Below are 22,901 nucleotides of genomic sequence, written 5' to 3'. Positions count from 1 at the left end.
AACGCTTCATCTGCCCAGAAGCGCCGTATGCTCAAACCGTGAACAACGACGGTGTTGCTGCCGATCGCGTCGCACAATGCACTTGCGAGCGAGAGGGGAGGGACAATCCCTGCCACCGCGCTCGATATCCGCGGATCGCACGCCATCGCGGTCGCCGGCCCGACATCACGCGCCGATGGCGCTGACCCTCCTGATCAGGCACCCCGGCTTCATGGAGATTGACACCAGACAGATCCTGGACGTCGGCTTTGCTTCAATCACAGGTTTGCACGCCAATCGCGCAGCCACGCTCAATCGCGTCGAACGCATTGTGGCAACGACCTGAACCGCTTTGCGTTCGTGCGCGTTGTCCTGCAGCGCTTCATTGGTGATGCGCATTGCCAGGAACAGGAGGTTCGCTCAAGGAGCGACCGATTTACAGGGACAAAGCTTATGTTGCAGATGCAATTTCTCGATCGCTACAGTCCTTATGCGCTTGCTGCGCTTCGGATCGTGACGGCTTTGATCTTCATGGAGCACGGCACTCAAAAGATATTCGGCTTTCCAACTCCGCCCGAGCAGGGATTGCCCGCGCTCTTCTCGCTGTCCGGGATCAGCGGCTTGATGGAGCTTGTTGGCGGCCTTTTCATCCTCGTTGGGCTGCTCACCCGTCCCGTGGCGTTCCTGCTTGCCGGCGAGATGGCGGTGGCCTATTGGATGGTCCATGCGCCGCAAAGCTTCTTCCCGGTTTTGAACGAGGGCGACGCCTCAATCCTCTATTGCTTCGTGTTCCTGCTCCTCGTGTTCACGGGACCGGGTGCCTGGAGTATCGACGGCAGGAGTGTGAAGAGCACTGCCTTACAGTAAGTGCCGGCAAGTTAGGTAGCAACGAGGCTGGCCGCCGTGACGGCCGCGCTTCTTCGAGACGAGACCGTCGGCGCCGGCCAGGTCAAAGGCCTGCAACAGCCGGTGGACCTGACTGCGGCTGAGACCGAGCAACTCGGCCGCTTCGACGACGGTCAGGCTGCGGCCGCGAATCCGCTGGATGAGTTCAAGACGATGCCATTCCTTCTGCGACATGACGATCAAACAAGACATGACGACTCCGAACGCTCATGGTCTCAACCACGCTTCACGTCGCCAGTCTTCCTTCCAAACGTTGACGTTTGACCAGCATCCCAAGAGGCGACGACTGTCGCACCTCTAACTGGCTCATATGTCGCATCTCTAAACTGCCGCTACAGAGGAAGATCAGATAAGGTTTATTATGGAACTCAGCTAGCCATGTCTTCGAAGATGCAAGCTGACTTACAGCTATTTTTGCGCAGTTCACCCAAACATCGCTTCAGGGGCCCCTTCACCCCTGGCTCGATTGCCAGCAGCCGCCCGACCACGGCTCTCGCTCCAAGGTCTAGACGGAAAGGAACTTTGTCGCAGCCGTGATGCAAAGTTTGTCCAGTTCCGGCCCGCCGGAGCAGACGCAGATGCTTTCTCCGTTCGGGCCGATTTCGTGGACGCGGAGAGCCGGAGGCAGCAAATTTCTCGGAGGCGATCTTCAGGACATTCTCCTTAATCGCATGAGGGTCGTTCTCTCTCGGTGAGCGCTCTGACTGTACCCTCTGCGCCTTCGCGCCGCCTGAAGCCGGCAAAGCCAGGCGTCTGCAACGGCGCTCCCCTGCCGGGAGGAGCGGACGAGCATTGCAACATCTGCAATCAATGACTAAATTGCAATCAATGATGAACGGAGGCGCCTCCGATGGCTAGCATGACGATCCGCAATCTCGATGACAGTCTCAAGCAGCGGCTCAGGCTGCGCGCCGCTGCACACGGACGGTCAATGGAAGACGAGGCCCGCGATATCCTGCGTGTGGCGCTGTCGACGAGTGAACGGCAACCGGACAATCTCGCCGCCGCCATTCGCGCCCGCATCGCACCGACCGGCGGCATCACGCTCGAAGCATCCCCACGGGAGGCGATCCGCGAAGCGCCGGACTTCTCCGCGTGATCATCCTCGACACCAACGTGCTATCGGAATTGCTGACACCGTCGCCGTCCGCTGCTGTCGAGGCATGGCTCGCCGAGCGGCCGCCGACGTCGGTGTTCACCACAACCGTCACCGAAGCCGAGATCCTTTACGGCCTGCGGCTTCTACCGGATGGACGCCGCCGGCGCGACCTCGAGGCGGCGATCGTCCCGATCTTTCGCGAGGATCTTGCCGGGCGCATTTTGCCATTCGACAGCGAAGCTGCAGACGCCTATGCCACGCTGGCCGTGGAGCGGCGCAAAGCCGGCCGCCCTATCAGCCAGTTCGACGCACAGATTGCCGCGATCGCCCGTTCCCGCGGCGCGGCATTGGCGACGCGCAATGTCGCGGACTTCGAAGGTACCGGCATTGCCATCATCAATCCTTGGGACCACCAGCTCTCGTGATTTCGAGATGCCGATCGAAGGGAACGAACGGTTGCGCCGGGCGGTTCGTCGGATGGTGCGCGAAAAGCTCGCGGAACCGGAACTGCTTACCCGTTCGCCGCGCCGGCCGCCCGAGGATCAGCTGATGAGGCTCGTTGCCGGAATTGCGATCGCCGATCCTGATCTGTCGTTGCGCGACATTGCCGTCCAATTGGACCAGATGCATGAGCGGCTGCCACGTGGCGGCCGGAAGTGGCAGCCGTCTTCCGTTAGGGCGCTGCTGGACGAAGCGCGCCGCCTCGGGCTGGTTCGCTCTTGAGCGCCTGCTTCATAAGGCTCAGGGCTCGATTGGGATGCCGCAAACGAGGTGTCCACCCCTTGCGCCTGTGCCGACACGAGGTAGGAGGTAGAATGGTGCATGGTACCGAAAGGATGAGCACGGAACCGATACCGTGAAGGAAGGGCGCCCGAGATGGCCATAGAACCGATCCGCGTGCCAGCAGCCGAGGCCGTGCTGGCCGCGCTTGATCCCGAAACGGCTTACGCGGAGCTCGCCCCTGTCCTGTCGCGCGCTTTTTCCAACTTTAGCTTCACCGCGACCACCCTCTACGACGCCTAATGACGGCACCCGCACCGTTCTCACCCCCGACGGCTCCCTGCTCGGCGACCATCGCGACTGGCTCGAGCACGAGCTTTCCGAGCTCGGCGGCGATCTCACCACGTTCTGGGCGCGGTACCGAGCGAGCGGATTCAGATTCACCGAATGGCGCGGCACAAGCGTGATAGCCATCGCGCCTACAAGACTAGGTACGGCCGACTTCACTCAAATCTCCCTCGCGTATCCGGGCGGCTTTCCGGCCCGCGTCCTGGTTCGCCCGCATCAGTGCCATCAGCATTGGCCCGACGAAAACTCGCCGCGCGCCGCCTTTCGCGTGAGATCCCGGAGATAGCCGCCGGCATTGTTGATGTGCCCCGCCCTTTCGAGGATGCATGCGACAGCAACCGCGGCATTCTGCTGTCCCATGACCTCGCAGGCGTCCTGATAGGCTGCCGGGCTGACCCCCAGCGTCCATCGAACGACGACCGCCGCCGACATCAGGTCGCGCCAGCTTCCAACCGCGCCGCCTGGCCCATGATCGTTGATCTCTGGGCAAGCCTTCAGCACCATACCCAACGGAAATGCCTTTATCGGCTCGCTCGTCGGCGGCCTGGACTGGTTCGCCTTCGCCCCCTGCTCGTTTCTAGAGCTAGGTTCAAGTCATTGCTGGATTCGGTATTTGAATTCTGTACGTGGTGTTCGTTTTGAATAGCATTACTGCTCATATTCTGGGAATTTTCGTGAATTTCCAGCCGGTTGATGATTTCCTCGCGGAGCATCTCCTTGCTCGTGGCTCATACCGGTTCGTTTTGCAATCCCACGCTTGAGCCGGACGACGCCGAGGTCGCCGCCAAGATCCAGGCTGCAAGAGGCGCGAAACACCCGATCGAGGTTGGAGGATCCCGGATCGGCCCGCCATCTTCAGGCGCATCTTCGCTTGAGCGACGGCGAGCCACTGACGATAGACGTCACGCGACGGGGCGTCATGGCCAAGTGGCTGCCTTGCGTGCTCGTAGAGCAGCTTTCACTGCTGGGATTGTACAGCTGGTTCGCCATGCGCCAGGCCAACCCTCCTCTTGCCAACCTGACGAAAGCCGCCGACACGCTTGACCCCAACAGCAACGCACCGCGCCTCAGCGAGGCCGGACCGACGGAAATGACTATGCGGCCACTGCGTTCAATGCGATGCGCGATCGCTTTGCGCGTGCAGAGAGATTGCCCGTGGCTATAAAGATGCGTTTTTTAGAGTTCCGAAGCTTTTTACGACGCTTGAGCGCGCCGGGCGCGCCTTGGTGTGCGCGCCGCGAGCCAATCCATCACCTGTTCCCCATAGTCCTCGGGTGCCTTCTTTGCTCCCCGTCGCGCGACGCTCGCCAGTGTATGAGCCGCCAGCACATCCCTTGTCCGTTGCTCAGCCTCGAGCATGACGGCATGTATCGAGCAGACACCTTCAACGGCCCAACCAGGCGTGTCGCCAGCAAAAAGCGCGCACTTCGCGCGAATGTTTTTGCAGTCGAAGAGCGCTTTGCGGCCGTCCACGGCTTCGACAACTTCGAGTACCGTAATGTCTTCGGCCGGCCGAGCCAATGTGAAGCCCCCGCCGATCCCCTCTCGCGCGGCCACGATGCCGGCCTTCTGCAGCTTGGTGAACAGTTTTGCGACGAACTCCGCCGGAATTTCCTGCAGAGCCGCAAGATCGCGTGCGCTTGGCGGCTGTTCCAGCACATGAGAACGGCTGAGAAACACAAGACTGTGAAGCGCATATTCAACGCCTGCGCTTACATGGGCCATGGGAAAACAATCCTTAACGCCGATTAATTTGATCGTTGATAACACGAGAAGCGGTGAGCGGCAACATACGATCGTCGCCGTGGCATTGACACTCTGTATAGCGAAAAACCCAACAAATTCGTTGTCCTCTTACTACGAGCGATATAGTCGTAGTTACAAGTTCTGTTGTCCGGTGTTGTCAGCAGCGAACCAACCACCATCGAGGAGAAGACCTATGTATGCTCGCTCCGTCATCGGAACCGCCGTTGCCGCTCTTGCTCTACTTGCTGCCTCTCCCGTAGCGGCACACGGCCCGGCCGAAACCGTGACACCGCATTTCGAGAAGGGAATACCGAACATCCCGGGCAAGACGCTCAAGGCCGTGATCGTCGACTATCCCCCAGCCGGTGAGTCGATCCCGCACAAGCACGCGGACTCGTCCTTTATTTTTGCCTACGTCCTTTCCGGCGAGATCGAGTCGAAAGTGAATGACGAACCGGCAAAGGTCTATCGAGCCGGCGAAAGCTGGTACGAGCCGCCCGCGTCAAAGCACCTGGTCAGCCGCAATGCCAGCAAAACCAAGCCCGCAAAACTTCTCGCTGTGTTTGTCCTCGACAGCAACGAAGAAAAGCTGACCGCACCCATCAAGTAAGGCCAACAAGGATATGAAAATGAGCAAACGTCTTGATTACAACCAAATCGCGCCGGCAGGTGCAAAAGCCTTAGGCGGAGTCTACGGCTACATCGCGCAGAGCGGCCTGCCGGCGGCGTTGACGGAACTGGTGTATCTTCGGATTTCGCAGATCAACAACTGCGCGTACTGCTTAGATATGCACACCCGCGACCTGCTGAAAAAGGGTCAACCGGTCGAAAAGATTGCGCTCGTGCAGGCGTGGGCCGAAGCCGGCGGCCTTTTCGACGAACGCGAGCGAGCTGCTCTTGCCTGGGCTGAAAGCGTGACGCGGGTCGCAGATACGGGCGTCCCCGACGAAGCATATGACGCAGCCCGCGCGATATTCGACGAGCGGGAACTCGTAGACCTCACTATCGCAATCGGGCTGATGAATGCCTACAATCGGATGGCCATCAGTTTCCGCAACACGCCACTCGCGGCGCTCCAAAGCTAACATTCAAGAGATTCCGGCAGTCGACTAGAGACTTCCGGAGCCCGCCTTTTTGAGAAACTGCCTGAACTTCTCTTTGCACCCCGTGCAGAAAGCTCAGATCTCGACGGAGAATAAGCTGATGACCTATGCAAAGACCGACGAAGCAATCGCGAAGCTGTCGCCCGAGCAATATCGGGTGACCCGACAGAACGGTACCGAGCGCCCCTTCACCGGGGAGCACAACGACAATAAGAGCCCTGGAATTTATGTCGATGTCGTTTCCGGCGAACCGCTGTTCGCCTCGGCCGACAAATTCGATTCCGGCTGCGGCTGGCCGAGTTTTACCAAGCCGATTGTACATGCAAATGTCGCTGAGCTACCGGATCGCTCCCACGGCATGATCCGGACCGAGGTGCGTTCCAGGCATGGAGACAGCCATCTCGGACACGTATTCCCTGACGGTCCGCGAGACAGAGGTGAACTGCGTTACTGCATCAATTCCGCCTCTTTGCGCTTCATTCCTCGTGCGGAGATGGACGCCAAGGGTTACGGTCAATTTATCAACCAGGTTGAGGACATCTGAGATGACCAAAAGAGCCGTATTAGCTGGTGGCTGTTTCTGGGGGATGCAGGACTTGATCCGGAAACTCCCGGGAGTCATCCAAACGCGAGTAGGATATACGGGCGGAGACATTCCGAACGCCACCTACCGTAACCATGGCACTCACGCAGAGGGTATCGAGATCGTCTTCGATCCTGAAAAAATCAGCTACCGGCGGATCTTGGAAGTTTTCTTTCAGATACATGACCCCACCACGAGAAACCGCCAAGGCAACGACATCGGCATCTCATACCGTTCGGCGATCTACTTCTTAGATGACGAGCAGAAGCGAATTGCCGAGGACACGATTGCAGACGTCGAGGCCTCGGGCCTGTGGCCGGGCAAGGTCGTAACCGAAGTAGAGCCGGTAGGAGACTTCTGGGAGGCTGAGCCGGAACACCAAGACTACCTGCAAAACTTCCCGACAGGCTACAACTGCCATTTTCCGCGACCCGACTGGGTGCTGCCTACCCGGTAAGTGGCCGTCGCTCGAGGGTTTCCGAGCACCGAGACATGCACCACCACAGGAGCTCGCGGCGACTACGCCAACCGATCCTGTGGCCGCGTCTTCTGCACCCACCACGGGCGAAGCGTGTCCTGCAGCGACCGGCGAAACAAGGACCGTCGAGCCCGCCCCAACACGCAAACGGCTGCACAGTGCCTGTTGGCGACGGCAGAGCCGGTTTCGTCGGCTCACGGAAGTTGGTCGAAGGCTGAACGCGCAGGTGCGATCCAGATTACCCCCTCTGCTCCGACAGCAGGTGAGCGAGCGTGAGATAGCTTCGACTTCGAGAAACAGCTCTTTTAGCCACCCCAGTCATTCGGTTAGTATGCCTGTGTAACCCTGTTCCGTCCGTGGGAGGGCTATGGAGCGCAAGCTTGCCGCCGTAATGATGGCTGATGTGTCGGGCTATGGGTTGCTCAGCCAGGCCGACGAAGAAGGCGCTCGCGTGCGCTTTCGAGCCGATTTAAGTGACATATTTGAACAGAGAATAGCCGAGCATTGCGGGCGTCTGATTAAGACCATGGGTGACGGCCTACTCGTCGAGTTCCCGAGCGTCGTGGAGGCAGTCCGTTGCGCTGTCGAAGTCCAGCGCGCCAAATCAAAAAACCGCGACCGAGACAAGCACCAGCTGGAGTTCCGCATAGGGATCAATCTCGGCGACGTGATTGTTGAGGGCGACGACATTCACGGGGATGGCGTCATCATCGCGGAGCGATTGCAGAGCTTGGCTGAACCAGGCGGAATTGTGATATCGGGCACGGCATACGATCACGTCGAGAAGCACCTCGATGTTGCCTTCATTTCTCTCGGCGAGAAGCGGTTGAAGCACGTCTACAAGCCAATACGAACATACCGCATCGTGCTGGACGGGGTTGGATCCCGTCGCAAAGTAAAAAAAAGTAGAGGCCGCCGATTGTTTGCGATCGCTGGGTGCTTACTGTTGCTGGCCGCCGCTAGTATCGGGATGTGGTGGTGGCGGCCCTGGGACCGGCCAGTTGAAACCCTTCTAACGCCCCAGCAGGATTTACCTCTGCCCGACAAGCCATCGATCGCCGTGCTTCCGTTTGCCAACGTCAGTGACGACCCCAAGCAGGAGTATTTTGCGGACGGTATGACCGACGGTCTCGTCACCGAATTGGCCCAGATATCCGAATTGTTCGTCATCGCGCGAAACTCGACATTCAGCTACAAGGGCAAGGCGGTTTCGCCTCGACAAGTCTCAAAGGATCTCGGAGTAAGGTATATTCTCGAGGGAAGTGTCCAGCGCGCCGGAGACCAGCTACGCATCAATGCTAAACTAATCGACTCACTTAACGGGGGTCACGTTTGGGCCGGGAAATTCGACGGCACCCTATCCGATGTCTTCGCGCTGCAGGATAAAGTGACCAGCGGCATTGCTGATGCATTGGCAGTCAGATTGACATCGGCCAGCGAAACAAGAAAACTTGGCTATCAAACACCGGTTTCAGCCGCCTTTGATGCTTTCCTCCGCGGGTGGGAACACCACCGCCGCAGCACGCCCGAGGATCTAGTTAAGGCGATACCTTTCTTCGAACGGGCTATTGAGCTCGACCCTGGATACGGACGTGCCTATGCCGCGGCGGCCATGGTGTACGCGCGTATATATTTGTGGCATTGGAACTCACAATTGCCGATATCCCGGTCCGAGGCAAAAGCCAAAGCGGTCGAGTACCTTGAATCAGCACGGAAAAGCAAAACGGCATTGGGACATCAGGCTGCGAGTCTTCTCTCTGAGGCCGATTGGCAGCACCCGGCAGCAGTTGCTGAACTAAAAGAAGCTATCGCCCTAGAACCTGGAGACTCGTGGAGTTATGCCCTTATGGCCTTCGTGCTTACTTCGTCAGGGCGCCCCGAAGAAGCCATACCTCACATACGCACCGCGATGAGGCTGGACCCGAAACCTCCCTCATTCTTCATGTATGTCCTCGGGCTCACGGAGTTCAGTATGGAGAATTTCCAGGCGGCTGCGACGGCAGCCCGAACCAGCACCGAACTCAACCCGGAGGATGACAGTTCGCTTCTCCTCCTGGCGGCTGCCTATGGACACCTTGGCCTCAAACGGGACGCTGCGGCAGCCATCGCCAGGTTCAACAAGCTGAGCGTTGAGCACGGCGGAATCGCCGCTACGATCTCGACCTGCCCCTCACTGGATTTCGCTCTTCCGGACGACAGAGAACGGCTTCACCGCGGACTACGTTTCGCGGGAGTACCTGAAAATCCGACCGGGATCGATAGTGGGAAAGAACTCGAGCCCGCCGAGATACGTTCGCTTTTGTTCGGGCAGAGGCTGCGCGGTCGGGTCTTAGGATCCGGAGAGGCGCACGAAATGATCATCTCGCCCGGTGGAAGGGCTACGTTATCAGGAGGTTGGACTTCTCTTGGGATCGGCAATCCCAGTGACGTTGAGGTCCGGATCGACGGTAACGAGGTTTGCTTTTCCCAGAAGGAGACCGCTTTGTGCGGCGTGGTACTCAGGAACCCCGGAGGACTTGCCGCCAGCGAAAACGAATTTGTTTGGTATTATGGAGACCGGGCATTGACGTTTTCGCCTTTGGACTTCCCGTAGCTGGTTGCGCCCGAAGCGCGCGGTAGATCTAACGAAGAAGTCGATCCCCAGCTCTCTCGCGTGCGCACCCCTACTTTTGGAAGTCGCAGAGTAAGGAAACGAGGCGCGTTACAAGCGGTCGAACGATCAGCACGCAGACGAAGGCAACAGGCATCGCGAGAGCATACGACGTGATTACTCTCAGCGGATATCCCTCATCAAAACCCGTATTCGCCGCGACAATAACGCTGGACATCAGCAGCGCCATTATCGCTGACATGAAAAACGCGAACACAACCGGGACCGCTTTGGCCGGCAGCTTTCGGCTGCGCTGTGTCTCCGACCGCGGAGCGGAACCATCCGGCATGTTGCCTCCTCATCTGCCAACTTAAAGGAGCGAGGAAACGGCCTCCGCTTGCGCGCCCGGCCGTTTCTGTCGCCACGTTAGTCAGTTGCGCTGAATACCCCGGTAGTACTCGCCCTCGCCGCCCTTGATGAAACGGTGAGCCTTACCGCCGTCTTGGTCGTTGCTGATGCTGCCCGTGGCAAAGCGATCAATTGACGAACCCTGGTTGGTCGTCCGGATCGTTGCCTGCCGTTCCGTACCTTGGTAGTACTCGCCACGGTCCGGTGCGCGAGCGAATGATGCGCCGGCGGTAGCAGTAATAATCGCCATCGCGATTGCGGATTTCATAAGCGTCTTCATCATTGATACTTCCCTTTGTTGGATCGGTCCGAGCGACGCTCGGATTTATTCACCATGACCGATCGGGTCATGGGCGATATGTTCCTCTACGTCTGTATCTTGGGTGTGCCCGAAGGGACGGTGAACTGTAACAGCGTGTCCTGGTGGGTGGTTGATGAGCTGCAACGATGCAGCAAATATCGCAACCCAGGAGAATGAAATGATTACAATTGGTTAATTTCAGAATTCTGGGACTAAAAACTCAGTCAGATGGGCGCGAATTCTACATAGATCTACAAAGTGTTTAGGCGTGCGACGAAGAACACGAGCCTGCATGCTTGGCCGTCCCACCCCCGAAAAGCTTGGACCACACTCCAAGACTGAGTTGTCGAGCACGCGCTCTGTGTAGCCGCCAATAGCTTGAGAAGGCTCGTCGAACGCAGCGGCTCTCATCGAGGATTGTTGATGTTGTTATCGCCAACAAGCAACGTGACCGCTGCCCATAGCCCGTCCGGGCCCCGTCGTGTTGGTTCAGCCGTTTCGGACCGGGAGTTCATTACCTGTGGTAGGAAGCCGCGATGGCTGACGCGTTCTGCGGCGATCATCGAGTGCCGACGCAAATAGTGTCGGGGGGCCCCAAGAAGCCGCGCATTGACACACATCGATCGATCCGGTGCGAAGCCTCGGATGACTGAGACCTCTGCCACCGCGATGGCACGTTCCGAACTGCCTCTAGTCTAGTCATTTGCCGCCGGGGGGGAGTACGCTCCGCGGGCAGGTCGAGGAACGATGAACATTCGCCGGTTATCGGTCCCATTGCGGTGAAGGCGTCAGGCCGAAGAAAGGGAAAGGGAGGTAGAGGCGACCTTTCGGCCGCCCCTCCCTGGGACCGACTAACGCAGAGACCTGAACGCGGTGCTTAGTTCTTCGGTGAAGACTTCCGGTTGTTCCCAGGCTGCAAAGTGCCCGCCCTTGGGGAGGCGATTATAATGGATGAGCTTCGGGAACGCCTTTTCCGCCCAGGACTTCGGTGCCTGATAAAGCTCGTCCGGAAAGGCACTGACGGCCACCGGGATCTGCACGCCCTTCGGCTGGAAGAAAGCAAGCTTGTTTTCCCAATAGAGCCGCGCCGATGACACGGCGGTATTGGTCAACCAGTAGAGCGTGATGTTGTCGAGCACGTCGTCGCGCGTCAAACCCTCCGACTGATCATCGAATACGCGGGCGATCAGTTCGTAGCTGCGGGCGTCATGGTCCAGCATCCAGCTGGCAAGGCCAATCGGCGAGTCCTCGATGCCATAGAGCGTCTGCGGACGCTTGCTCATCTCCTGGGCATAGGAAAGCCCGTTCTTGTAGAAGAAATCGAGCTGGTCGTAGGCACGACGCTCGTCGGCGGAAAGATTGGATGGCGCTGGGCCACCGGCGTCGAGGCTCTTCTGGATCTCGGCCGGAACGGTCGCCGGCATATTGGTGTGGATGCCGAGCAATCCGGCGGGCTGCTGTAGCGCCATCTGCTCCGTGACGGCGTCACCCCAGTCGCCACCCTGCGCGACATAACGGGTATAGCCGAGACGCTTCATCAGTACCGCCCAGGCCCGCGCGATCCGGACCGGATCCCAGCCAAGCTCATTGGGCTTGCCGGAGAAGCCATAGCCGGGGAGCGAGGGGACGACGACGTCGAAGGCGTCGGCTTCATTGCCGCCGTGCGCGGTCGGGTTGCTCAAGGGATCGATGATCTTCAGTTGCTCGATGATCGAGCCGGGCCAGCCGTGGGTGATGATGAGCGGCATCGCGTTCTTGTGCTTCGACCGCACATGAATGAAATGGATGTCTACGCCGTCGATGTTGGTGACGAATTGCGGAAGGTCGTTGAGCTTCTTCTCGACGTTGCGCCAATCGTATTTGGTCGCCCAATAGTCGGCGAGCTTCTGCATGGTGGCGAGTTGCACGCCCTGGGTGCCATCCTTCACCAGTTCCTGGTTCGGCCACTTGGTGGCCGCGATGCGCTGCTTAAGATCGGTAAGCGACTGCGCGCTGGCGTGGAACTGGAATGGGCGAATAGTCTCGTCGAGGGCCGTCGCGGTTTCGGTCGTGCCCGTGCGCTGCGACTGCACGGCCGCCTTCACGTCGGCGTGATTCGAAAGCGCTTCTGCGTGAGCGACCGCGGTCGGCAGAAGAAGGCCGGTTAATGCGGTGGCCGCAATGTAGCGCCGTTTGTTGATGAGCCGAGAAAGTTCAAACATGTATTAACTCCGACAGGGAGCCACAATGGAACGCGTCCACATGGCTGCAGGTGAAAAGCGAGGACGCGGACGCCAAGGGCTCGTCCGCGTCACCCGAGCGCAATTCCGGCGAGCGGAAGCCCGGAATTGCGCAGGACTCATCAGCGAACCGATTTGAACCCGTCGCGGAGCTCCTTGGCGAAGAGCATGGGCTGTTCCCATGCGGCGAAGTGGCCGCCTTTTTCCACCTTGTTGTAGTGGATCAGGTTCGGATATGCCTTCTCCGTCCAACTGCGCGGTGCTTCATACTGCTCGCCAGGGAAGACGCTGACGGCAACCGGGATCGTCACGCCCTTGGTGTTGAAGAAACCACCTTTGTATTCCCAATAGAGGCGCGACGCCGAGACGCCCGTGTTCGTCAGCCAGTATAGGCTGATGTTGTCGAGGATCTCATCACGGGTCAGTTCCCCTTCGGAACTCGCCTTCCGTGTGAGTGCAGTAGCGACGGCGGCGGCTGGCTGGCCGTCTGCGTCATTATGGTCGAGGAGCCAGGCAGCGAGGCCGACCGGCGAATCCGCAATGCCGTAGAGCGTCTGCGGGCGCGTCGCCATCAACCTTGCATAGTCTACTTGCTTGAAAGTTCGGACCAGCTGCTGGTAGGCGCGGTTCTCTTCGCTTGACAGGCCCGAGGGCGCCGGCGCGCCGGCGAGAAGTGCCTTGTCGACATCAGCGGGAACGGTCGCCGGCATGTTGGTGTGCACGGCGAGCAAGCCCTTCGGCTTTTGGAGGCCCATCTGATCGACCACGAAGGCACCCCAGTCGCCGCCCTGGGCGACGTAACGCTTGTAGCCAAGCCGCTGCATAAGTTCATGCCAGGCGCGGGCCATGCGCTCGGGTCCCCAGCCGGTGCTCGCCGGCTTTTCGGAGAAACCGTATCCCGGCATCGAGGGGATTACGACATCGAATGCGTCGGAGGCTTTACCGCCGTACGCAGTCGGGTTGACCAACGGGTCGATGATCTTCAGCTGTTCGAAGACGGAGCCGGGCCATCCGTGGTTGATGACGAGCGGCAGGGCGTTTTTGTGTTTCGAACGCACGTGGATGAAGTGGATGTCCAGCCCGTCGATCTCGGTGACGAACTGCGGATACGCGTTTAGTTTCGCCTCGCCCTTTCGCCAGTCATAATCCTTCGCCCAATAATCCGCGAGTTTACGCATCGCCGCGAGCGGAACGCCTTGAGAGGAATCCTGTACCGTCTCTTTTTCGGGCCATCGCGTTTCCGCGATGCGCTGACGCATTTCCGCCAGCTGTTCGTCAGGAATATTGACTGTGAACGGGCGGATCTCATCGGATGCCGCCATCACTTGCGAGGGCTGAAGACCAACCGTGCTCACCATGGCCGCAACTGCGAAAAGTGCGCCGCGAGTAGCGTTCACTCCAAACATGGTATTGCGATATTGCGTGGCTATTTTATTCACTTCGTTTCCTTTCGACGTCTGACGCGTTAGTGCTTCGGACTGCTGAAAGGAGTTGGCGCTTCGTAAGTGTACGGCGTGTATCGTTTGAAGATCCGAAATGTAAAAAAATACTGCTCGGGCGCTTATCGGATACAGTGATTTACAAAATCGCCCGCAGGAAATGTGCCGGCGTTCGTCGCGGCGGCCGCATTTTACACCGCGGGCCTCTTGGAAAGGCGTCAGCTACAAACGAATTGTCCCCACCCAAACGCGCGGAAAGCTGGTAGCTTGGAAACGGTTGTTCTAGCACGGCGACGACTTAGGAAAACCCGCGCGAATACCGCTCTGCTTGAAACTCTCACAGGTGCTGCAGCTCCCGCTGTAGTCGGGAGCGTGTAATACACCAAAACACTCGACCTCGGGAGAAAGGCGATGACGAGCAAGTTTCATCCGCTGCCGGACGAAGCGTTGGAAGCGCACCGCGGATACCACCGGTGGCGAAGGTTTAAGGGCATTGCATCGACGATACGAACCGGCGGCAAGCTGTGGGAGTTGAAAGGGACGCCACTACCTCCCCTACCACGGCGCGCAACCAGCGAATTTCACCGCCAATGGACCCGCGTTACCCCCTCGGAGAGCCCGATTGGACGATGACCTGGACTCCTGGTCACGTGGAAGTAACCGCCGGCGACGGGTCGATAGTTGCCCAGCGGGACAACGGGAGAGAAGCCTTCGACCGCAGTTTCACTGGCCAATGGGATCCGCTGAATCTGGCTTATTTCAACGGCTATGCTATGTGGACGTACCATGCCACACCGTTCGTTTTTGGAGAACCGGGCTACGAAGCTCGTGACGTCCCGACGATCGATGGAGAGCTGGACACGTTGCGTGGAGTAGCCGTACGTTTTCCGGAGAATGTGCACAGTCATACCCAGGAACAACGCTTCTATTTCGGATCGGACGGGTTGCTGCGTCGCCACGACTATACGGTCGACGTATGGGCTGACGCACCAGCTGCACACTTCATTTCGGATTATATCGACGTCGATGGACTGAAATATCCAACCTCGCCGCAGCGTATTCATGTTAAAACCCGACGGCACTCTGGACCGCGATTTCAACGCAGTCACGATAGAACTGTCGGACTACCTCTATTTTGATGAGCGTCTTGACAGGGGGCTAACCGCGCTTGCGTTGAAGGCACGAGGGAACGCCGGGCACAACCTCCTCGGCGTCTCGCTTGTTCCCGTCATGCTGTTCCTTGGGAAAGCGTATTAAAGTCATATCGCAGGCGATTACGAAGGGTTTCTGCAGTGTGCGTTGATGCGAGTCTCCGTCGGCACGCTCACCGCACGAAAGCCAGCTTGCTCAATTGGTCCCCAGTGGCGTCGAAACTCTCCGCCCTCAGCCATTGTTGATAGCCTTCCCGTAGACTTGGCCATTCGCTGTCGATGGTCGAAAAGCACGCCGTATCCCGATTCAATCTTTTCACAACGATGTGCTGACGAAACAGCTCTCGAATCGGAAGCCGAAGCGCTCGGCCGCACGCTTCGAAGGCAAATTTGGATCGCTGCATTTCCAACTCGAACCGGCTGTATCCCAGTCCGAAGACGTAGTCTGCAAACAGGAACACGGCCTCAGTCGCCACTTGCGACGCGCCTGCGCCCCGGGCGTGCGATCCGCTGTTATTGCTGTTGGATCTTGTTGGTCACCAATTCCGCCGAATACCAATTTCTTAACTACGATAAACTCGGTCGCCGTAACACAGCTCATCCCAAGATGCAACAGTCCACTTGTCAAAAAACCGTTGACAGTCAGTTCCAGGCCGCATCCATTGCGCATATACTAAGACTCTTCTAGTCGTAGTTATCGGCAAACGCTGACGGTCGTGCATCCTGTGCGGTACTCGACCGAAATTCCACTGGACGATGTCCAGCGACAGAGGCACCCCTATTTCACCGGAGATATCGATGAACCTCCTAAAGGCCTTTTATATCGCTCAGCACTGTCGCGAGGTCCGTTCGTATTTTGTCGAACCTACGCGATCTTCTGCTACGTCTCAGATCCGACCGGACCCAGGCCTCCTCGGGACCATGTTACAGCCGAAGCGCGCCATTTTCGCCTTGGCGCTGCTAGCTTCCGGGACTGCTCTTTCGGCGTGCACCGAGGCAAAATCAGAACCGGGAAGCCCGCCGTTGACCGTGGTCGACGTCGCTCCAGTGGTGGAAAAACGCGTCCTCGCTTGGGACGAATTCAATGGCCGTATCACTGCGGTGGAAACCGTGGAAATTCGGCCGCGTGTGACCGGTTACATCGACAAGGTGAACTATCGTGAGGGCGATGAAGTCCGCCGCGGCGATCTACTGTTTTCCATTGATCAACGTCCCTACCGCGCCGCACTTGCGAGCGCCACTGCGCGTCTTGCGCGGGCGCAAGCGGCCGTTTCCACGGCGGAAGAGCGCAAGGAGCGCGGCGTTTCTCTGCGCAAAAGCCAGTACATTTCGCAAGAGGAAGCAAACGATCGAAGCAGGTCTTACGAGCAGGCCGAGGCAGACGTTCTGGAAGCCGAAGCCGCACTGGATCTTGCCAAACTCAATCTCGCCTTCACGGAAGTGCGGGCTCCGATCGACGGCAAGGTCGGCCAGGCGAAACTGACCGCAGGCAACCTGGCGGTGGCCGATCAATCCTCGCTCACCACCGTCGTCTCGCAGGATACCGTCTATGTTGATTTCGATCCCGATGAGCACAGCTTCCTCCGCTATGCCGCGCAGGCACGCAGCACCGGCTCCTCCATCGCGGATCTCCTCGTCAAGGTGGGGCTGGCAAACGAAGACACCTTCCCTCACGCGGCCGAGATCAGCTTTCTCAACAACGAGGTTGATGCTGCAACAGGCAGTATCCGGCTGCGCGCCCTTCTCGACAACAAGGACAAGGTTTTTACGCCTGGACTGTATGCTCGCGTTCAAGTGGCACGAGAGAGCGAAAGCAATGCCCTACTGGTTGACGACAAGGCGATCCTGACAGATCAGGACCGGCGCTTCGTCTACGTCCTCGGATCGAACAACACCGCCATTCGTAAGGACATAACCATCGGCCGACTGGTTGAAGGGCTCCGCGTCGTCGATGCCGGGCTCAACGCCGGCGACAAGGTGATCATTTCCGGATTTCAGAAGATTTACGCTTCGGGAACGCCCGTTTCGCCTTCCGAAGTTCCGATAACTGCTGCGATCAACTAGGGAGGAGACGATGAACTTTTCACGCTATTTCATCGACAGGCCAATCCTTGCCGTCGTCCTGTCCGTGTTGATTTTCCTCGTCGGTTCCGTGTCCATCCCGTTTCTTCCGGTCGGCGAGTATCCCGAGGTCGTCCCGCCCAGCGTCGTTGTGCGGGCGAGCTTTCCCGGCGCAAACCCGAAAGAGACAGCCGAAACCGTCGCGACGCCCCTCGAAGAGGCCATCAACGGCGTCGAAGGCATCATGTACATGAAGTCTGTTGCCGGGTCCGATGGCTCGCTGCAGATTGCCGTCACATTCTGGCCGGGCATTGATCCGGACACTGCCGCCGTCCGGGTTCAAAACCGCGTCAGCCAAGCCCTGAGCCGGTTGCCGGACGCCGTCCGCCAGATCGGCGTCACGACCCAAAAACAGTCGCCGACGCCGCTGATGTACGTCAGTATCACGTCGCCCGACAATTCGTACGATTCACTGTACCTGCGCAACTACATTCGCCTTAATGTTAAAGACGAATTATCGCGCATCACCGGCATCGGGGATGTGGTGGCGTATGGCGCCGGCGACTACGCGATGCGCGTCTGGCTGGATCCAAACAAGCTAGCAGCCGTCGGTCTCACCGCAGGCGATGTGCTCAAATCCATCCGTGAACAAAACGTTCAGGTGTCAGCGGGTCAGCTAGGCGCTGAACCGTCGCCGACGACGACAGACTTCCTCCTGTCGATCAACGTTGCCGGACGGCTGCGAACCGAGCAAGAATTTGGCAACATCGTTCTCAAGAGCGGCGAAGTCGGTCAGATCGTTCATCTGTCTGACGTGGCCCGGATCGAACTGGGTTCGGGTGACTACACGATGCGCGTCAAGGATGACAACCAGAACGCCGCCATGGTCGGTATTTTCCTTTCGCCAGGTGCAAACGCGCTCGGCGTCGCGAGTGCCGTTTACGAGAAACTGGACGAGATCTCCAAGACCTTCCCGAAGGGCATCATCTACCGCGCCACCTGGGACCCGACGGTCTTCGTCCAGGATTCGATCAGCGCGGTGCAACAAACCCTGCTCGAGGCGGTCGTACTGGTTGTTCTCGTCGTCATCCTCTTCCTGCAGACTTGGCGGGCGTCGGTCATCCCGCTGGTAGCGGTTCCCGTCTCGATCGTCGGCACCTTCGCCTTCCTCTACCTGCTGGGGTTCTCGATCAACACTCTCACCCTCTTCGGCCTGGTCCTGGCCATCGGCATTGTCGTCGACGATGCCATCGTGGTCGTGGAGAATGTCGAACGCTTCATCGCCCACGGCTTATCGCCTCGTGAAGCGGCGTATGCCGCGATGAAGGAGGTTTCCGGGCCAATCATCGCCATCGGACTCGTTCTCTGTGCGGCGTTCATCCCGATGACGTTCCTGTCTGGCGTAACGGGACAGTTCTACAAGCAGTTCGCGGTAACGATCGCAATTTCCACTGTGATCTCCGCGTTCAACTCGCTCACGCTTTCGCCTGCGCTGGCAGCCAAGCTCCTGCGCGACCACCATGCACCGAAAGATCGGCTGTCTAAGCTTATAGACAAGATTTTGGGTCCCTTCTTCAGTCGCTTCAACCGCTTTTTCGATAAGTCGGCTGCGGGTTACGAAGGCGCCGTCAAAAGGTCGTTCCGGCGCCGGGGACCGGTAATGCTCGTTTACCTGGTCCTGCTGGGTGCTACGGCAGCATTCTTTCAAATCGTTCCCGGTGGCTTCATTCCGACCCAGGACAAGCTCTATTTGTTTTCCGGAGCCAAGCTGCCAGAAGGCGCGTCTCTCTCTCGCACCACTGAAGTAGCCGACAAGATGGACGAGATTGCCAGGTCCGTGGAGGGCGTGGCCTCTATCTCGTCCTACGTTGGGCTGAATGCCCTGCAACTGGTCAACACGCCCAACGTCACGGCGTCGTATATCATCCTCAAGCCGTTCGATCAGCGCCACAGATCGGCCCAGGAGATCAATGCTGAACTCAACAGCAAGCTGTCCACCATCAAGGAGGGTTTCTCTTACGCACTCATGCCTCCTCCCATTCAAGGGCTTGGCAATGGCTCAGGCTATTCGCTGTACTTGAAGGACAGAGGGGGCCTCGGCTACGCCGCCCTGCAGCAAGCGGTGAACACAATGCAAGCGGTGATCGCCCAAACACCGGGCATGACCTATCCCGTTACCTCGTACCAAGCGAACATCCCGCAGCTGGAGGTCAAGGTCGATCGCGCAAAGGCAAAGGCCCAGGGCGTTGCTCTCACGGATCTGTTCGAGACGCTGCAGACTTATTTGGGGTCGTCCTATGTCAACGACTTCACCCGCTTCGGTCGCGTCTATCGCGTCGTGGCGCAGGCCGATACACCGTTCAGGCAACACGCCGAAAGCATCGGCAATCTGAAAATCCGCAACGGCAAGGGGGATATGGTGCCGATCGCGTCGATGATCAGCGTCGTCCCGACCTTCGGTCCTGATCCGGTGGTCAGATACAACGGCTATCCGGCTGCCGACCTGATCGGCGACTCGGATCCGCGGATATTGTCGTCTTCGCAAGTCATCGCAAAAATAACCGAACTCGCAAAGGAAAACCTGCCTGCCGGGATTGAAATGGAATGGACGGACCTCAGCTATCAGCAGGTCAACCAGAGCAACTCGGCAGCCATCGTCTTCCCGATCGCGGCACTGCTTGTTTTCATGGTCCTTGCGTCTCTCTATGAGAGTTGGACGTTGCCGTTGTCGGTAATCCTGATCGTACCCGTGTGCATGTTGTCTGCCCTTTTCGGGGTATGGCTGACGGGCGGTGACAACAACGTCTTCGTTCAAGTCGGATTGGTCGTGCTCATGGGTCTTGCGTGCAAAAACGCGATCTTGATCGTCGAATTTGCCCGCGAGCTTGAACACCAGGGCAAGTCCACAATCGAAGCGGCATTGGAAGCCTGCCGACTGCGTCTGCGTCCCATCATTATGACGTCAGTCGCGTTTATCGCCGGCTCGGTCCCTCTGCTGATCGGTCACGGGGCCGGCGCGGAAGTGCGTTTCGCCACTGGTGTGACTGTTTTTGCGGGTATGCTTGGGGTCACTCTGTTTGGTTTGTTCCTCACACCTGTGTTCTTCATCATCTTACGACGAGCCAAGGTCATAAAAGGAAGTGAGAACGCCCAGCCAGAAACCTGAACTAACTCCATGACAGGCCCCGGTGCAGACTGCAGCGGGGCCGAGTCAGCTACCAGTGCAATTTCAACGCCGAAGCCGATAGCGACAACAAGGCGACGCTAGGACCGGTTTTGTCCGGTTCGATGCGCCCTCATGACGCACGAGGCTTAAGCGACATCACCAGACGAATACCGGGAGGTAAAGTCATTCGCGCGATCGCGATCGCGTTCCGGCAAGCAACTGAAAGATAGGAGATTTCGGCTACAGCGGCGCAAAAACCGATGAATGCATGGTGACCGCGCGGCCATCCGGCACCTCGCCCCTTTTCCTGTCCGGGACGAGAATGTACGCGGTGATAATTTCCGGGACGCAGCGCTAACGACATGTGGAAACCACTTCAATATAGATTGTCTGAACTTAAAATGGCTGAAATGCAAGACGACTTATACGCCATTCGAGTTAAAGTACTACCCAGAAATGTTCGTATCCTGACTTATGGAATATGCTAAGAGTACAATTTGGGGCTCTACTTCGACGGCTGACGTGCCAGCGTGACCGCGGCGGGGGGGAATCAAAACAAATTTTCAGAATGTTGCCGGACCCGCCATTTTGAACGCGATGGTCGGAGAGGGCCAGGCATGTACAGAGTAGTTTCGCCCGATGGGCACCGGCATTAGCAAGAGGAGACCGGCCACCATTGGTCGGTTTCCCACCTCTTCGAGAGCGCGATTTCGTCGCGACGAATTTCTCAAATTTACAGAACGCGGGGGGCGCTCAAGAGGACGGGAAAGGTTACTGAATTTATTGGAAACACTGAAAGCGTGCATCGATCGATGCGCCGGCAAACGGGGTAAGGGGCAAGCAAAATGAGTTTCTTTACAACAAGTTTCATGACAGACGGATCGTATGATTCCGGTCTCAGCCAATCCGGCCAGGGGCAGCTCTCCTCGAGCTACACCGACGCGCTCACGGAAGCGCTGCAGGATGTAACCGTAGCCGATTACATCGGCTTCCTGGCCAATCAGGCCGGGCTTTCGGTCGATGATGCGTTGGTCGTAAAGGCCGCGGTTGTCGCGGGAGATTTCACGCTTTCGAACCTGTTCGCGGCCGCCCAGAGCAAGATCGGCCCTGTCGACGGCGGCAGCATCACGGACCCAGCACCGACGATGCTGGTCAACGGCGTTGAAATCGACTTGACCGCTATTCTGACCGGTATCGACACCGAAACCTGGTCGACGGTGCAGGCGAGCGGCAAGAAAACCGAAACGATCTATCACACCCGGGAGTTCTACACGGATACGCGAGAGCCCGCCGACTTCGATGCCGGTTGGTCCAGCGCCAACCAGCCTCCCAGTGCCGAGCCGATCCTGAAGGATCTGACCGAAGACGTTGCTGCGTCTCCCATCGACCTCCTCGCAACCGCTTCCGATCCGGACGGCGACACGCTTTCCGTCGTCGCCGGCAGCTTGAGCTTTTCGATTGACGGCGACGCCGGGTCCATGACGCCTCCCGCCTATCTCACTGTCGTGGACAACATCGTGACGGTCGACACGTCGCACCCGGATCTGCAGCCCGGAGGGGCAATCGATCTGAAGCTCGGCGAAACGCTCACGGTCGTCGTCAATTACACCATCGAGGATGGCCAAGGCGGCTCTACCACCAATGCGCTGACGATCGAAATAGCGGGCTCTGCGGACATCTACTCCGGTACCGAGTCCTTCACCTTCCAGAAGATCGGTGGCGACACCACGGAACGGTGGTTTTCGGGCTCGTTCGCGGTCGAAACGGATGGTTTCGATGGGATCGTCACCGTGAGCGGAGATGCTGATCTGAACAGCATAAGAGAGAGCCTCGGGGGCACGATCGATAGTAGTTCGTTCAGCATTGTCGGCACCGACTCGAACAGCAGCACAACGGAAACGCTGAACCCTTATTCCAAGACGGTGATCCTCAGCGACGCCGATTTCGCTGACGGAACGATTGCGTTCGAGGGTACGTTCAGCCAGCAGGTCGCGAACGGTTCCACTGTCGCCGTTCACCTGGAATACAACTACTGGGCCTGAAGCCCGGCAGCCGCGAATCGCATGGCCCGACGACCGAGCGGGCCATGCGTCATCTATTGCATGTTCCTTTACATCGGCGCCGGTTCAAGAACATGCAGCACTCAAGGTGCCGCAGTGACCTTTATACGTCTGTGGACAACATCCAGCCGTGAAACAACACCCGTAGTGGTGCGAGTAATCACTCGCCTGGAAAATTCGCGAAGCGCTGGGACCAGTGTTTGCGGGCCAGACATAATCCACCCGACCTTAAGAGCCAGGAGTGTATCGGTAGGGTGCCAGCAACATCGCTTCCGGCCCCATCGGCGTCGCTTCCGGCGGGCGGCTGTCAACCTTCGTCGCCGGCGCCTTCCTCCTCTTCTTGTCCTCTTTTTCGACGACCTCGTGCGGAGCATTCCGATGGCGGCGCCACTTGGAGGTCGATCCGGTACAAATCAAAAGCCGGCCTAAGCGCCTGCTTGACCCAAGATATGGCTGCTCCGAGAAGAACGATCGAATCCTTCTAAAGGAGCCATCAGAAGACGAGCATCATCGCATCCCGCCGAAATGGATCGAGACCTTCTTT

20 protein-coding genes and 6 pseudogenes are annotated in these 22,901 nt (G+C 58.4%); 18 read left to right on the top strand and 8 right to left on the bottom strand.

Going from position 1 to position 22,901, the window contains the following annotated elements:
* Nucleotides 1-175 precede the first annotated feature (175 nt).
* Nucleotides 176-325, top strand: a complete 150-nt coding sequence (locus QN224_RS21140) for a hypothetical protein (protein ID WP_283978235.1) — start codon at nucleotides 176-178, stop codon at nucleotides 323-325.
* 107 nt (nucleotides 326-432) lie between these two features.
* Nucleotides 433-846, top strand: coding sequence for a DoxX family protein (locus QN224_RS21135; protein ID WP_173514469.1), 414 nt, complete (start codon nucleotides 433-435; stop codon nucleotides 844-846).
* A 39-nt stretch (nucleotides 847-885) separates the two neighbouring features.
* Here the strand turns inward: QN224_RS21135 and QN224_RS21130 are convergent.
* Nucleotides 886-1,077 (bottom strand): annotated as a pseudogene (locus QN224_RS21130) (helix-turn-helix domain-containing protein); the annotation flags it as partial.
* A 658-nt stretch (nucleotides 1,078-1,735) separates the two neighbouring features.
* Between QN224_RS21130 and QN224_RS21125 the strand changes: the two are divergent.
* From QN224_RS21125 to QN224_RS21110, 4 genes and pseudogenes are all read left to right on the top strand, one after another.
* Nucleotides 1,736-1,984, top strand: a complete 249-nt coding sequence (locus tag QN224_RS21125) for a plasmid stabilization protein (protein WP_283978234.1) — start codon at nucleotides 1,736-1,738, stop codon at nucleotides 1,982-1,984.
* Complete coding sequence (locus QN224_RS21120) at nucleotides 1,981-2,409, top strand: type II toxin-antitoxin system VapC family toxin (RefSeq protein ID WP_283978233.1); 429 nt, start codon at nucleotides 1,981-1,983, stop codon at nucleotides 2,407-2,409. The genes QN224_RS21125 and QN224_RS21120 overlap by 4 nt, the downstream gene beginning before the upstream one ends.
* A gap of 25 nt (nucleotides 2,410-2,434) precedes the next feature.
* A pseudogene (locus QN224_RS21115) lies at nucleotides 2,435-2,707 on the top strand (recombinase family protein); the annotation flags it as partial.
* A gap of 153 nt (nucleotides 2,708-2,860) precedes the next feature.
* Nucleotides 2,861-3,007, top strand: coding sequence for a hypothetical protein (locus QN224_RS21110; RefSeq protein WP_283978232.1), 147 nt, complete (start codon nucleotides 2,861-2,863; stop codon nucleotides 3,005-3,007).
* A gap of 184 nt (nucleotides 3,008-3,191) precedes the next feature.
* On the opposite strand, the pseudogene repC reads toward QN224_RS21110, so the two are convergent.
* A pseudogene (gene repC / locus QN224_RS21105) lies at nucleotides 3,192-3,768 on the bottom strand (plasmid replication protein RepC); the annotation flags it as partial.
* Between the two features lie 52 nt (nucleotides 3,769-3,820).
* Here repC and QN224_RS21100 point away from each other — a divergent pair.
* Nucleotides 3,821-4,189 (top strand): annotated as a pseudogene (locus QN224_RS21100) (two-component sensor histidine kinase); the annotation flags it as partial.
* Nucleotides 4,190-4,246: 57 nt separating this feature from the next.
* On the opposite strand, the gene QN224_RS21095 reads toward QN224_RS21100, so the two are convergent.
* On the bottom strand, nucleotides 4,247-4,777 hold the full coding sequence (locus tag QN224_RS21095; protein WP_283978313.1) for an Rrf2 family transcriptional regulator: 531 nt from the start codon (nucleotides 4,775-4,777) through the stop codon (nucleotides 4,247-4,249).
* Nucleotides 4,778-4,991: 214 nt separating this feature from the next.
* Between QN224_RS21095 and QN224_RS21090 the strand changes: the two genes are divergently transcribed.
* The 5 genes from QN224_RS21090 (at nucleotide 4,992) to QN224_RS21070 (ending at nucleotide 9,555) form a co-directional block, all read left to right on the top strand.
* Nucleotides 4,992-5,408: a cupin domain-containing protein gene (locus QN224_RS21090; RefSeq protein ID WP_283978231.1), complete on the top strand. Its 417-nt coding sequence runs from the start codon at nucleotides 4,992-4,994 to the stop codon at nucleotides 5,406-5,408.
* A 19-nt stretch (nucleotides 5,409-5,427) separates the two neighbouring features.
* Nucleotides 5,428-5,883, top strand: a complete 456-nt coding sequence (locus QN224_RS21085) for a carboxymuconolactone decarboxylase family protein (protein ID WP_283978230.1) — start codon at nucleotides 5,428-5,430, stop codon at nucleotides 5,881-5,883.
* A 118-nt stretch (nucleotides 5,884-6,001) separates the two neighbouring features.
* A complete protein-coding gene (gene msrB / locus QN224_RS21080; RefSeq protein ID WP_283978312.1) occupies nucleotides 6,002-6,445 on the top strand; it encodes a peptide-methionine (R)-S-oxide reductase MsrB in 444 nt (147 codons plus the stop codon).
* 1 nt (nucleotide 6,446) lies between these two features.
* On the top strand, nucleotides 6,447-6,941 hold the full coding sequence (msrA, locus tag QN224_RS21075) for a peptide-methionine (S)-S-oxide reductase MsrA (RefSeq protein WP_283978229.1): 495 nt from the start codon (nucleotides 6,447-6,449) through the stop codon (nucleotides 6,939-6,941).
* A gap of 388 nt (nucleotides 6,942-7,329) precedes the next feature.
* Nucleotides 7,330-9,555 (top strand): adenylate/guanylate cyclase domain-containing protein, encoded by a 2,226-nt coding sequence (locus tag QN224_RS21070; RefSeq protein WP_283978228.1) that lies wholly within the window; start codon nucleotides 7,330-7,332, stop codon nucleotides 9,553-9,555.
* A gap of 70 nt (nucleotides 9,556-9,625) precedes the next feature.
* On the opposite strand, the gene QN224_RS21065 is transcribed toward QN224_RS21070, so the two are convergent.
* Nucleotides 9,626-9,901 carry a DUF2798 domain-containing protein gene (locus QN224_RS21065; protein WP_283978227.1) on the bottom strand — a complete coding sequence of 92 codons (276 nt, stop codon included), beginning with the start codon at nucleotides 9,899-9,901 and terminating at the stop codon, nucleotides 9,626-9,628.
* Nucleotides 9,902-9,982: 81 nt separating this feature from the next.
* Complete coding sequence (locus QN224_RS21060; RefSeq protein WP_283978226.1) at nucleotides 9,983-10,243, bottom strand: hypothetical protein; 261 nt, start codon at nucleotides 10,241-10,243, stop codon at nucleotides 9,983-9,985.
* Nucleotides 10,244-10,294: 51 nt separating this feature from the next.
* On the opposite strand from QN224_RS21060, the gene QN224_RS21055 reads away from it, so the two are divergent.
* Nucleotides 10,295-10,438: a hypothetical protein gene (locus QN224_RS21055; protein ID WP_283978225.1), complete on the top strand. Its 144-nt coding sequence runs from the start codon at nucleotides 10,295-10,297 to the stop codon at nucleotides 10,436-10,438.
* A gap of 674 nt (nucleotides 10,439-11,112) precedes the next feature.
* On the opposite strand, the gene QN224_RS21050 is transcribed toward QN224_RS21055, so the two are convergent.
* Both QN224_RS21050 and QN224_RS21045 read right to left on the bottom strand, forming a co-directional pair.
* The gene (locus QN224_RS21050) at nucleotides 11,113-12,462 is read right to left on the bottom strand and encodes an epoxide hydrolase (RefSeq protein WP_283978224.1); all 1,350 of its coding nucleotides are present in this window, start codon (nucleotides 12,460-12,462) and stop codon (nucleotides 11,113-11,115) included.
* A 140-nt stretch (nucleotides 12,463-12,602) separates the two neighbouring features.
* A complete protein-coding gene (locus QN224_RS21045) occupies nucleotides 12,603-13,838 on the bottom strand; it encodes an epoxide hydrolase (protein WP_283978311.1) in 1,236 nt (411 codons plus the stop codon).
* Nucleotides 13,839-14,548: 710 nt separating this feature from the next.
* Here QN224_RS21045 and QN224_RS21040 point away from each other — a divergent pair.
* Nucleotides 14,549-15,058, top strand: a complete 510-nt coding sequence (locus QN224_RS21040) for a hypothetical protein (RefSeq protein ID WP_283978223.1) — start codon at nucleotides 14,549-14,551, stop codon at nucleotides 15,056-15,058.
* Between the two features lie 185 nt (nucleotides 15,059-15,243).
* Here QN224_RS21040 and QN224_RS21035 read toward each other — a convergent pair.
* Nucleotides 15,244-15,543: pseudogene (locus QN224_RS21035) on the bottom strand (GNAT family N-acetyltransferase); the annotation flags it as partial.
* Between the two features lie 556 nt (nucleotides 15,544-16,099).
* Here QN224_RS21035 and QN224_RS21030 point away from each other — a divergent pair.
* From QN224_RS21030 to QN224_RS33765, 4 genes and pseudogenes are all read left to right on the top strand, one after another.
* Nucleotides 16,100-17,134: an efflux RND transporter periplasmic adaptor subunit gene (locus tag QN224_RS21030; RefSeq protein WP_283978310.1), complete on the top strand. Its 1,035-nt coding sequence runs from the start codon at nucleotides 16,100-16,102 to the stop codon at nucleotides 17,132-17,134.
* Nucleotides 17,135-17,144: 10 nt separating this feature from the next.
* The gene (locus QN224_RS21025) at nucleotides 17,145-20,297 is read left to right on the top strand and encodes a multidrug efflux RND transporter permease subunit (protein WP_283978222.1); all 3,153 of its coding nucleotides are present in this window, start codon (nucleotides 17,145-17,147) and stop codon (nucleotides 20,295-20,297) included.
* Nucleotides 20,298-21,166: 869 nt separating this feature from the next.
* Entirely contained in the window at nucleotides 21,167-22,339 is a 1,173-nt protein-coding gene (locus QN224_RS21020) for a hypothetical protein (RefSeq protein ID WP_283978221.1), read from the top strand.
* Between the two features lie 248 nt (nucleotides 22,340-22,587).
* Nucleotides 22,588-22,744 (top strand): annotated as a pseudogene (locus tag QN224_RS33765) (sodium-independent anion transporter); the annotation flags it as partial.
* Nucleotides 22,745-22,901 lie beyond the last annotated feature (157 nt).

Origin of the sequence: Sinorhizobium sp. 7-81 (assembly GCF_030124405.1) — a bacterium.
In the GTDB taxonomy this organism is placed as follows: Bacteria; Pseudomonadota; Alphaproteobacteria; order Rhizobiales; family Rhizobiaceae; genus Sinorhizobium; species Sinorhizobium psoraleae.
The sequence above is the reverse complement of the archived record's forward strand: the minus strand, read 5'-3'. Positions and strand labels throughout refer to the sequence as shown.